Origin of the sequence: Agrobacterium sp. RC10-4-1 (genome assembly GCF_014138475.1) — a bacterium.
Classification (GTDB): Bacteria; Pseudomonadota; Alphaproteobacteria; order Rhizobiales; family Rhizobiaceae; genus Agrobacterium; species Agrobacterium pusense.
Genome location: NZ_JACJIT010000007.1, coordinates 336153 through 347313, shown reverse-complemented (window position 1 = coordinate 347313; position 11161 = coordinate 336153). Strand labels below are relative to the sequence as shown.

Annotated in this window: 7 protein-coding genes; 4 read left to right on the top strand and 3 right to left on the bottom strand. The window is 60.0% G+C overall.

What is annotated here, in order from left to right; genetic code table 11:
• The first annotated feature begins 12 nt into the window (after nucleotides 1-12).
• The 4 genes from FHW77_RS20335 to trxA all read left to right on the top strand — a co-directional run bounded on the left by FHW77_RS20335 (nucleotide 13) and on the right by trxA (nucleotide 7878).
• Nucleotides 13-750: a nucleotidyltransferase family protein gene (locus FHW77_RS20335; protein WP_004444296.1), complete on the top strand. Its 738-nt coding sequence runs from the start codon at nucleotides 13-15 to the stop codon at nucleotides 748-750.
• A complete protein-coding gene (gene addB, locus FHW77_RS20330) occupies nucleotides 747-3932 on the top strand; it encodes a double-strand break repair protein AddB (RefSeq protein WP_044459677.1) in 3186 nt (1061 codons plus the stop codon). The genes FHW77_RS20335 and addB overlap by 4 nt, the downstream gene beginning before the upstream one ends.
• On the top strand, nucleotides 3922-7479 hold the full coding sequence (gene addA / locus FHW77_RS20325; RefSeq protein ID WP_004444291.1) for a double-strand break repair helicase AddA: 3558 nt from the start codon (nucleotides 3922-3924) through the stop codon (nucleotides 7477-7479). Before addB ends, addA begins: the two co-directional genes overlap by 11 nt.
• A gap of 78 nt (nucleotides 7480-7557) precedes the next feature.
• Nucleotides 7558-7878: a thioredoxin gene (gene trxA, locus FHW77_RS20320; RefSeq protein ID WP_003516334.1), complete on the top strand. Its 321-nt coding sequence runs from the start codon at nucleotides 7558-7560 to the stop codon at nucleotides 7876-7878.
• A 47-nt stretch (nucleotides 7879-7925) separates the two neighbouring features.
• Here the strand turns inward: trxA and FHW77_RS20315 are convergent, their stop codons facing one another.
• From FHW77_RS20315 to trpA, 3 genes are all read right to left on the bottom strand, one after another.
• Nucleotides 7926-9305, bottom strand: a complete 1380-nt coding sequence (locus FHW77_RS20315) for a bifunctional folylpolyglutamate synthase/dihydrofolate synthase (RefSeq protein WP_373887380.1) — start codon at nucleotides 9303-9305, stop codon at nucleotides 7926-7928.
• Nucleotides 9306-9393: 88 nt separating this feature from the next.
• Complete coding sequence (accD, locus tag FHW77_RS20310; protein ID WP_004444285.1) at nucleotides 9394-10290, bottom strand: acetyl-CoA carboxylase, carboxyltransferase subunit beta; 897 nt, start codon at nucleotides 10288-10290, stop codon at nucleotides 9394-9396.
• Between the two features lie 27 nt (nucleotides 10291-10317).
• On the bottom strand, nucleotides 10318-11157 hold the full coding sequence (trpA, locus tag FHW77_RS20305) for a tryptophan synthase subunit alpha (RefSeq protein WP_004444282.1): 840 nt from the start codon (nucleotides 11155-11157) through the stop codon (nucleotides 10318-10320).
• Nucleotides 11158-11161 lie beyond the last annotated feature (4 nt).

The window sequence follows — 11161 nt, the reverse complement described above, 5'->3', positions numbered from 1 at the left end:
CGGTTGACCACGATGACGATCACAAACGCGATGGTGCTGGCCGCCGGGCTCGGTACTCGGATGCGCCCGATCACCGATACGATCCCGAAGCCACTCGTACAGATCGCCGGCAAGCCAATGATCGATTACGTGCTCGACGCTCTTGTGGAAGCCGGTGCCGAAAGAATTGTCGTCAATGTGCACCACCACGCCGAGCAGATGGTCGCCCATCTTCAGCGCCGCGCCGATGCCGAAATCCTGATTTCCGACGAACGCTCCCAGCTGATGAATTCCGGCGGCGGTCTCGCCAAGGGTCTGAAGCTTCTGGAACCCGGCCCGGTCTTCGTCATGAATGCCGATCTCTTCTGGATCGGTGAGCAGCTGCACGTGGCCAGCAATCTGCGCAAGCTCGCACAGTTCTTCGATTCCGGTCGGATGGACATGGCACTGCTCTGCGTCGACATGCATCAGACCACCGGCCACAATGGCAAGAGGGATTTCAACCTCGCCGAGGACGGAAGACTGACCCGCCATCGCGAGGGCGACACGAACCCCGTCGTCTATGCCGGCGCCATCGCCATGGACTCGCGGCTGCTTGACGATGCACCGACGGACGCTTTCAACCTGAATATTTACTTCGATCGCGCGATTGAAAAGGCCCGGCTTTACGGGCTGCCGCTGGATGGTCACTGGATTACCGTCGGCACGCCGGACGCCATAGACGATGCTGAGAACATCATCCGGCAATTCAGGGAAAAACGCTCTGCATGACGGGCTCCCACCACGCAAAGCGCGTTCTGACGATCGCCGCGGGAACACCGTTCCTCAAAACGCTTGCGGAAACGCTGTGCGACGGAAGACTGGCGGCAGGCTATCGATATGACCCGGCCGATCCCCTGTCGCTTGCCAAGGTGACGATATATGTGCCGACGCGGCGTTCGGCCCGCGTGCTGCGCTCGGAATTCGTCGATCTTCTTGGCGGCCGTTCCGCCATTCTGCCGCTCATCCGGCCCCTTGGCGAAACGGATGACGACAGCGGTTTCTTCGATGTCGAAAACCCTGAAATATTGGATCTCGCGCCGCCGATTTCCGGCACCGGCCGACTGATCGAACTCGCGCGTCTCATCCTTGCATGGCGCAACAGCCTGCCGGACGCCATCCGGGCGATCCATTCCGATTCGCCGCTGGTCGCCCCCGCCAGCCCGGCCGACGCGATATGGCTCGCGCGTGCGCTGGCAGAGGTGATCGACGCAATGGATACGGAAGAAAAAGATTGGGAAGCGCTTCAGCATCTCGATACCGGTGATCACGCTCAATGGTGGCAGCTCACGGCCGATTTTTTAAAGATCGCCAGCATCTTCTGGCCCGCCCGGCTTGCCGAACTCAACAGATCTTCGGCCGGACGGCACCGAAACGCCATCCTCCGGGCAGAAGCGAACCGAATTGCCACATTGCCGGACACCGGTCCGATCATCGTCGCTGGCTCGACAGGCTCCATTCCGGCCGCCGCCGATCTCATCGCCGCGGCTGCAGCTTTACCGCAAGGCGTGGTGGTGCTTCCGGGGCTTGATCTTGCCATGCCGGAAGAGCAATGGCAGGCGATCGCCGAGGACCCCACCGATCCTTCGAGCCGCACTCACTCGCAATACGGGCTTTATGTCCTGCTGCAGAAACTGGGCATCCTGCGTGACGATGTGGTTCCGATCGGTGTCCTCGATAACGATCTGGAAAAGCGCGCCGCGGTATTTTCGGCAGCGCTTGCGCCGGCCAAATCCACCAGTGACTGGAACCGATGGCGTGAAGACCGGGATTCTGCAATTTTTAACGATGCCTTTGCAGCGGCCACGCTGATTGAAGCTGCCAACGAGCGCGAAGAGGCCACCGCCATCGCAGTGGCGCTCAGGCTTGCGCTCGAAGCACCAGCCTCGGAACGGCCTTCGCAGGCGGCCCTGATAACACCCGACCGCGGGCTGGCGCGGCGCGTGGCAACGGAGTTGCGACGCTTCGGCATCGAAGCCGACGATTCCGCCGGCACGCCGCTTTCGGCAACGGCCCAGGCCGGCCTCACGCAACTCGCGCTGGAGGCGATCCTGAGACCCGGAGACCCGGTGCCGATCATTTCCCTTCTGAAACACCCGCTCGCCCGTTTCGGGCTCTCGAGCGAAGCTTTCACCAGAGCTTCGAAGGCGCTTGAGCTGATTGCGCTGCGAGGCGGCCGCGTCGAAACTGAAGTGGGCAATCTGGAAACGGTTCTTGACACCCAACTCCTTGCGCAACGCGAGGACAGACATCCGCCCGCCTGGCGGCTGGCCCTGCCTGACGGAAGCGTTGACGCCGCGCGCGATCTGGCGCGACGGATTGCAATGGCCACAGAGCCGCTGCGCTCCGCCTTCGTCCGCCGCGACCGATCTGGCCGGGCCTTTACCGACAGGTTGCCTCTTTCCGACTGGGCAGAACGGACCGGCCGCGTGATGGAAGCCATCTGTGCGGATGAAAATACAGATCTTGCCGCTCTCTGGTCCGGCGAGGCCGGAGACAAGCTTTCCAGCCTCTTTGCCGAACTGATGGAAAGCGGAGATATTCTCGACGCGGACGGTCCGCAATGGATCGATATATTCGCGGCGCTTGTGGCAGGGGAATCAATCAAGCCAAGATCGATGCGCCATCCGCGCATCTTCATCTTCGGCGCGCTGGAAGCGCGGCTGCAAAGTGTCGATACGGTCATCATCGGCGGTCTCAATGAAGGCCTCTGGCCGGGCCAAACGGCGAATAATCCGTTTCTTTCCCGCACCATGAAGACTGCGATCGGGCTGGAGCCGCCGGAACGGCGTATCGGCCAGCTCGCGCATGACTTTGAGATGGCCAACGGCACGCGACACATTTTCTACACCCGGGCGCTCAGGCAGGGCTCCACGCCTGCCGTCGCCTCACGCTGGCTGCAAAGGCTGCTGGCCCTGGGCGGCGAGGATTTTGCCAAAGTCCTTAAAAAACGTGGTGAGACATATCGTCATTGGGCGGGTCTGATGGACGAGAGCATCGAGCAGGAGGCGGCAAAGCGCCCTTCCCCGAAACCGCCAGCTGAATTGCAGCCGACGCGTTACTCCTTCAGCGAAGTGGGCCGCCTGCGCCGCGACCCCTATTCGATCTATGCGCGGCGCATCCTGAAGCTGGACCCGCTCGACCCCTTCAATCGCGATCCGAACGCCGCCGATCGCGGCACGCTCTATCACGCGATCATCGAGCGCTATTCCCGTGAGGGACATGTTCCCGGCACACCGGCCTCGCTTTCGGCCATGCAGCGCATTCTCGACGAATTTTTCGATGCGGAAAACCTGCCTCCCCATGTGGATGTGATCTGGCGGCCGCGTTTTGCAGCGGTAGCGCGCGCCTTCATCGACTGGGAAAAAGAACGTCATCCATCCATTCGCCACAGCTTCTACGAGGCTCGCGCCGGACAGGAAATCGTCGAGGCGGGTATAAGGCTGACGGGGATCGCCGACCGCATCGATATCAAGACCAACAGTCAGGCGGATATTATCGACTACAAGACGGGGCTCGCGCCTTCCGTCAACCAGGCGCGGGCGCTGCTTGATCCACAGCTTGCGCTGGAGGCGGCAGCATTGATGCGCGGCGCCTTTCGCGAAGCCGGTTCACCCACGCCGGAAAACCTCATCTATGTTCGCCTGCGGCCGGGCGAGCGTTTTTTCGCCGATCAGGTTAATAACGAACATTCCAGCCGAAGCGGGAAAAGACCGCCAAAATCGGCAATTGAGCTCGCGACGGAATCGATAGAACAGCTCACCAAATTCGTTCATTCGCTGCGCAACGGGGAAAACGGCTTCGCCTCGCGCCTGGTGCCGGAAGAACAGCAATCCTACGGCGGGGAATATGATCACCTCGCCCGCGTTTCGGAATGGTCGACGGCAGAACCGGGAGACGGCGATGACGATTGATCCTTTCGACGCCGGCCCCGCCGCCGACACACCTGAAAGCTGGATCGACTGGACCAGCGCCCGGCAGCGGCTTGCTTCCGATCCCGCCAGTTCCGCCTGGGTGTCGGCCAATGCCGGTTCCGGCAAGACCCACGTACTGACCCAGCGCGTCATCCGCCTGCTTCTGGCTGGCTGCCGGCCTTCGGCGATCCTCTGCCTCACCTATACCAAGGCTGCAGCGTCGGAAATGTCGAGCCGCGTCTTCGACCGTCTGGCGGAATGGGCTACTTTGCCGGATTCCGATCTCAAGGACCGCATCGCCGCCATCGAAGGCAAGGCGCCGGATCGCATCAAGCTCGCCGAGGCGCGCAGGCTCTTCGCCAAGGCGCTGGAAACACCGGGCGGTTTGAAGATCCAGACAATCCACGCCTTCTGCGAGGCGTTGCTGCACCAATTTCCGCTGGAAGCCAATGTCGCCGGCCATTTCTCCGTTCTCGACGACCGCGCCGCAACCACGCTGCTGGCTGAGGCGCGCCGTTCGCTCCTGACCGCGGTTTCGACGGAAAGCGATGCGGACTTGGCGCAGGCGCTGGCCTATGTTCTCGATCTCGCCGATGAAAGCGGGTTGGAAGCGCTGCTTTCCGCCATCATCGCCAATCGCAGTGCCCTGCGGGCCTTCCTTCTGGATGCCAAACAGTCAGGCGGCATCGATGCCCGGTTGCGGCAGGCGATGCAGATTGCAGATGGAGAGACCGAAGAAACTGCCGCGGCCGCTTTCTGGCCTCTCCCCGGCCTCTCCGGCCTCGCGCTCGATACGTATCTCACCCTTGCCGACGAGGTGGGTGGATCACGCGTCATCGATGTCGCCTATGCACTCAGGGAAGCAAAACGACAACCAGACCCCGTGCGGCGGATGGAATTCATCGAAGCCGCCCTGCTGACGGCCAAGGGTGAAAAGAAATCGGATGCCTATGTCATCAACAAGGGCATGCAGAAATCCGCCCCCGAACTTCTCGATGCGCTGACACTGGCGCGGGACCATGTCGTTTCCTGCCGCAACCGTTATCGTCTGGTGCGAATGCTGGCGGCGACCAAATGCGCCCTTGTTCTGGCGGAAAGGCTGATCGGTGATTTCGAAGACCTGAAGAAACAGCGAAGCCAGCTCGATTTCGAAGACCTGATCGAGCGCGCGGCCAACCTCCTCAACCGCGATACGGCGGGTGCATGGGTGCATTACAAGCTGGATCAGGGCATCGACCATATTCTGGTCGATGAGGCGCAGGACACGAGCCCGGTGCAATGGTCGATCATCCAGTCGCTTGCGGCGGATTTCTTCACCGGCGAGAGCGCCCGCATGGGGCGGCGTACGCTGTTTGCCGTGGGCGATGAAAAACAGTCGATCTATTCATTCCAGGGCGCGCGGCCGGAACGGTTTTCGCAGGAGCGCGAAGAGACCAAGAGACGGGTCGATTCGGTCGAACAGGCCTTTCACCGCATTCGCCTGCCGCTATCCTTCCGATCCACGGAGGATGTGCTGGCGGCTGTCGACCAGGTGTTTTCGGACCCGAATAACGCAAGCGGCCTCAGTGCCGATAACGAGCCGGTGGAGCACCGGTCCAACCGCGCTGGCCATCCCGGCACCGTGGAAGTGTGGGATATGGTGGCACCGGAAACCACCGAGGACGAAGAGGATTGGACAGCCCCCTTCGATGCGCTGCGGGAAAGCGCGCCGGCCACCATAATTGCCCGCCGGATCGCCGCGCGCATCGCCGATATGATCGGACGCGAGACCATCATCGAAAAAGGCGTGGAGCGCGCCATCGAACCGGGCGACATTCTGGTGCTCGTCAGAAAACGTCATGCCTTCGTCAATGCACTGACCCGGGAGCTGAAACGGCGCAAGAACATACCCGTTGCCGGCGCTGACCGCCTTCGTTTGACCGACCACATTGCCGTGCAGGACCTTCTGGCGCTCGGTCATTTCGTTGTCCTGCCCGAAGACGACCTTTCCCTTGCCGCACTTTTGAAAAGTCCACTCTTCAACCTGACGGAAGACGACGTTTTCGACATTGCTGCCATGCGATCGGAAACGGAGAGCGTCTGGAAACGGCTGCAAATCCTTGCGCAGGAAGATAATAGCCATCTTTCCAGCGTTACCGCCAAGCTGGAAGGTTTTATCGCGCTTTCTAAAACGGCCACCGTACACGATTTCTTCGCAGCGGTGCTTACACTGCATGACGGACGCAAAAAATTTCTCGGCAGACTTGGCAACGAGGCAAGCGACGTTCTGGATGAATTCCTGTCCTTTGCGCTGGATCACGAAAGGACCGGCCTGCCCGGCCTGCAGGCCTTTCTCTCCGTTCTGGGAACTGACTCACCGGAGGTGAAGCGGGAGCAGGATAAGGATCGCGGCGAAGTGCGCATCATGACCGTGCACGCCTCCAAAGGGTTGGAAGCACCGGTCGTTTTTGTCGTCGATGGAGGTTCGAAGGCCTTCAATCACAGCCATGTGCCTAAACTGCGTTTTGTCGAAGCGGGTGAAGACGCCTTCCCGGTCTGGTTGCCCGGCAGCGGATTTTCAAACCACCTTATCCGATCGGATGAAGAGCGGCTGAAGACCGCCGCAGAAGATGAATATCGGCGGCTGCTTTATGTGGCCATGACGCGCGCCGCCGATCACCTCGTCGTCTGCGGTTATCGCGGCCAGAAGGAAAATCCCGAATGCTGGCATGCCATCGTCAAAAAGGCGCTTGCCAACAACGAAGACCATTGCAAGCCCCAGCTTTTCACGGCGGATGGTGAGGAATGGCAGGGGCTTGTCTGGCGCAAATCCGAACCGCGCTCGACACCTGTCCCACAAAGGCCGTCGGAAACGCCGCAGCAGGAAGACTATGCCCTTCCAGCGGGACTTCTTACCCCTTTGCCGGTCCTGCCCTCTCTACCGAGACCACTCAGCCCTTCCGGCGCGGGCACCATCATCGATGACGGTGCGGATGATCTCGCCGTGCGCTCACCACTGTTCGGGGAGAAAGCCGAGGTCTCTTCATTGGCGCTGCAGCGCGGACGGTTGGTGCATCGCATGCTTCAGGCGCTGCCCGATTTTCCGGAGGTCGAACGGGAAGAGGCGGCGCGCCGTTATGCTGAACGCGCGGCGCGGTTCTGGCCTGTTACCGAGCGCGAGCAATTGGTACGGGCCGTTTTGCGTGTCATGTCCGAACCCGCTGTGCAGCCGGCCTTCTCTGCCAACAGTCGCGCGGAAGTGTCGATCATGGGTACGATGGCCCTCGGCCGGCAGCAATATGCAGTCTCCGGCCGCATCGACCGGCTGGCGGTCGAAGGAGATCGCGTCATCCTGATCGATTACAAGACTAACCGAGTGCCGCCTCGTGAAGCGCGTGAAATTCCCTTCTCCCATACGGCGCAGCTCGCCATTTATCGTGAAATTCTGGCACCTCTTTATCCCGGCAAGGAATTTGTCTGTGCGCTGATTTATACGGAAAATGCTGCCTTTATAACGGTTGGCGACGATGCGATGAGAGAGGCCCTTGCCGCAATAAAGACAAAGTGAGATACCGGGGGCATTGAAATTTCGACGCGCCCGCATCACATCGATAGTGGAAAAGATTTACTGAAAGGAGAGCCAGATATGGCTACCGTAAAAGTCGATGCCGCCAACTTCCAGTCCGAAGTCCTTGAATCCTCCGAACCCGTCGTGGTGGATTTCTGGGCCGAATGGTGCGGCCCGTGCAAGATGATCGCGCCGAGCCTTGAGGAAATTTCCTCCGAGCTGGCCGGCAAGGTCAAGGTCGCAAAGCTGAATATCGACGAAAACCCGGAACTGGCCGCTCAGTTCGGCGTTCGCTCCATCCCGACGCTCGCCATTTTCAAAAGCGGTGAAGTGGCTGACATCAAGGTTGGCGCTGCTCCCAAGACAGCGCTTTCGGCCTGGATTTCCGGCGCCGCATAAGCAATATCAACGGAATGAAAAAAGCCCGGCATCGCTGCCGGGCTTTTTTATTGCGGAACCGTGCCGTTGAGGGCAAGTGCATTGCCAGCAAGGTAAAGCGAACCGCCGATCAGGATGCGCGGCGCCGGTCCTTCAGGGTCGAAGCGGCGCGACAACTCTTCCAGAGCATGTGTCAGAGACGATGTTGGCGCTGCAACGAGGCCAGCATCGAAGGCGGCATGGGCGAGTACCACAGGGTCGATCGCGGCATCCGTGCCACCGATCGGCACGGTAAAGACATATTCGGCGATATCGGCGAAGGCCTTGAAATAGCCCACCGGATCCTTGGTGTTGATGAGGCCGGCAATGATGAAGAGCGGCCGCGGCGTCTTTTCCTCAAAACCCGCCATTGCCTCTGCAATCACTTCACCCGCACCGGGGTTATGGCCACCGTCGATCCAGATTTCCGCATCTTTCGGTGCCATTTCAGCGATTTTTCCAGTCAGGATGCGCTGAAGACGACCGGGCCATTCCACCGTGGTCATGGCCTTTTCGATCATCCGCTCCGTCACCTCAAAACCGGCAGCCTTGACGGCGCGGATCGCGGCGGCGGCATTTGCAAGCTGGTGACGGCCCGGGAGCCGTGGCAGCGGCGCATCCGTCAGTCCGAACTCGTCCTGATAGACCATGCGGCCGAATTCTTCATGGGCGGAAAAATCCTGGCCATAGACGGACGCCGGGCAACCGAGACGCTCCGCCGTGGCGACAAGTGTTTCGAGCGCCGCATCATATTCCTGATGGCCAATGACGACGGGTGAGCCCTTTTTCATGATTCCCGCCTTTTCGGCGGCAATCAGTTCCACGCGATCGCCGAGATAAGCCTGGTGATCAAGCGAGATTGGCATGATGACGGAAACCGCCGGGTTATTGATGACATTGGTCGCATCGAAACGGCCGCCCAAGCCAACCTCAACGATCGCGGCATCGGCGGGCTGTTCCGCAAAAAGCACGAACATAGCCGCAGTCAGGATTTCGAAAACCGTGATTGTCTGACCTGCATTGGCAGTTTCAATGCGGCGCAGCGCGTCCGCAAATATCTCGTCTTTGACGTAACGGCCTTTATCGCCCGCCACGCCGATACGGTATCGTTCGTGCCAATTTACCAGATGCGGTGAGGTATGAACGTGGACGGAGAGCCCTGCAGCCTCAAGCAGGGCACGGCAAAAGGCAGTAACCGAACCCTTGCCATTGGTGCCGGCTACATGGATCACCGGCGGCATTCTGTTTTGTGGATTGCCGAGTTTTTCGAGAAGACGGGAAATTCTGTCGAGTGAAAGATCAAAGCCCTTGGGGTGGAGCTGCATTAGCTCTTCAATGATCTTTTCTGCCTCACCGATCGCGGGCTTCGTCATGTCTTCCGTTCGCCTTTCAGGCGTTTTGCTTGTCATTTTGTCCGCCGCCCCAAAAATGAAATCAGGCAACGTATAACATCATCCCGAAGGCAATTTATGCCTCCGGGCGACATATTTTTTTTCCTCAGGCCGAAGCGGCCAGCGGGACGACGGCGTTTGCGTTGTCAGCGGGCGCCTTGGTCATGATTTTGAGCAGATTAGCCAGCGTGTCCGGGATTTCGCGACGATCAATGACCATATCCACCATGCCGTGCTCCAGCAGGTATTCCGAGGTCTGGAAGCCTTCCGGCAGCTTTTCGCGAATGGTCTGCTCGATGACGCGCTTGCCGGCGAAGCAAATTTCAGCGCCCGGTTCGGCAATATGCACGTCGCCGAGCATGGCGTAGGAGGCCGTGACACCGCCTGTGGTCGGGTTCGTCAGAACCACGATGTAAGGCATGCCAGCTTCCTTCAGCATGTTTACCGCAACCGTGGTGCGGGGCAGCTGCATCAGAGAAAGAATGCCTTCCTGCATGCGCGCGCCACCGGAGGCCGGGAACATGACGAGCGGGCAGCGCTCGGAAATGGCGCGCTCGAAGGCCTTGACGATGGCTTCACCGGCGGCGATGCCGAGCGAACCGCCCATGAACTGGAATTCATGCACGACGGCGACGATCTTCAGGCCCTTCAGCAGGCCGACACCGGCAAGGATGGTATCCTCCTGCTCGGTCTTCGCGCGGCTATCACGCAGGCGATCGGTGTATTTCTTGGAATCGCGGAACTTCAGTGGGTCCTGCGCCACCTTCGGCTGCGGCAGAGCCTCATAGACGCCGCCATCGAAAAGATCGGCAAGGCGCGCTTTCGCCGGCATCTTCATGTGATAGCCGGACGCCGGGATGACCCACTTGTTGTCCTCGAGATCCTTGTGGAAGACCATTTCGCCCGTTTCCGGGCACTTGATCCAAAGATTTTCCGGAACCTCCGGGCGGCGACCGAGCATGGAATTGATCCGCGGCCGAACGTAATTGGTGATCCAGTTCAACTGTCTACTCCTGACTGGGCCGCGCGCTTATTCTGCAGCGGCGAGGCGCGATGCACGCACGCCCGTTGAAAGTCCTTTTACCAGCGTCGTAACCGCCGGCACGGTATCTGCGGTTGCCTGCCCGTCCTTGGTCAGGCTGCCGGCAATCTGGTTGACGATGGCGGAACCCACCACCACACCATCCGCCACGGCACCGATTGCCTTCGCATGATCAGCCGTCTTGACACCGAAACCGACACAGACCGGCAGTTCCGTATGCGCCTTGATACGACCGACAGCGCCCGAGATCAACGACGGATCGGGAAGCGCTGAACCGGTGATACCGTTCATCGAGACGTAATACACGAAACCTGAGGTATTTTTAAGGACGGTCGGCAGGCGTTTGCCATCGGTGGTCGGCGTTGCAAGACGGATGAAGTTGATGCCGCGCGCAAGCGCCGGAATGCAGAGCTCATCGTCCATTTCCGGTGGCAGATCGACCACGATCAGGCCATCGATGCCTGCCGCCAGTGCGTCGTCCAGAAATTTTTCGACGCCATAGATATAGATCGGGTTGTAATAGCCCATCATTACGATCGGCGTTGCATCGTCTTCTTTGCGGAACTCCCGAGCAAGATCGAGCGTGGTTTTCAGCGTCTGTCCGCCTTTGAGCGCGCGCTGGCCAGCGAGCTGAATGGCCGGGCCGTCCGCCATGGGGTCGGAAAACGGCATACCGAGTTCGATAACGTCGGCACCGGCTTCCGGCAGCGCCTTCATGATGCCAAGCGAGGTCTGGAAATCCGGGTCGCCGCCCATGAAATAGGTAATCAGGGCCGGGCGATTTTCCGCGCGCAGATCGGCGAAGCGCTTGTCCATACGTGCAGTCATGATC

Bases quoted from the DNA above. Each gene is read 5' to 3' on its own strand.
- trpA (WP_004444282.1), bottom strand. From the start codon at position 11,157: ATGACTGCACGTATGGACAAGCGCTTCGCCGATCTGCGCGCGGAAAAT.
- addB (WP_044459677.1), top strand. From the start codon at position 747: ATGACGGGCTCCCACCACGCAAAGCGCGTTCTGACGATCGCCGCGGGA.
- trxA (WP_003516334.1), top strand. From the start codon at position 7,558: ATGGCTACCGTAAAAGTCGATGCCGCCAACTTCCAGTCCGAAGTCCTT.
- FHW77_RS20315 (WP_373887380.1), bottom strand. From the start codon at position 9,305: ATGACAAGCAAAACGCCTGAAAGGCGAACGGAAGACATGACGAAGCCC.
- FHW77_RS20335 (WP_004444296.1), top strand. From the start codon at position 13: ATGACGATCACAAACGCGATGGTGCTGGCCGCCGGGCTCGGTACTCGG.
- addA (WP_004444291.1), top strand. From the start codon at position 3,922: ATGACGATTGATCCTTTCGACGCCGGCCCCGCCGCCGACACACCTGAA.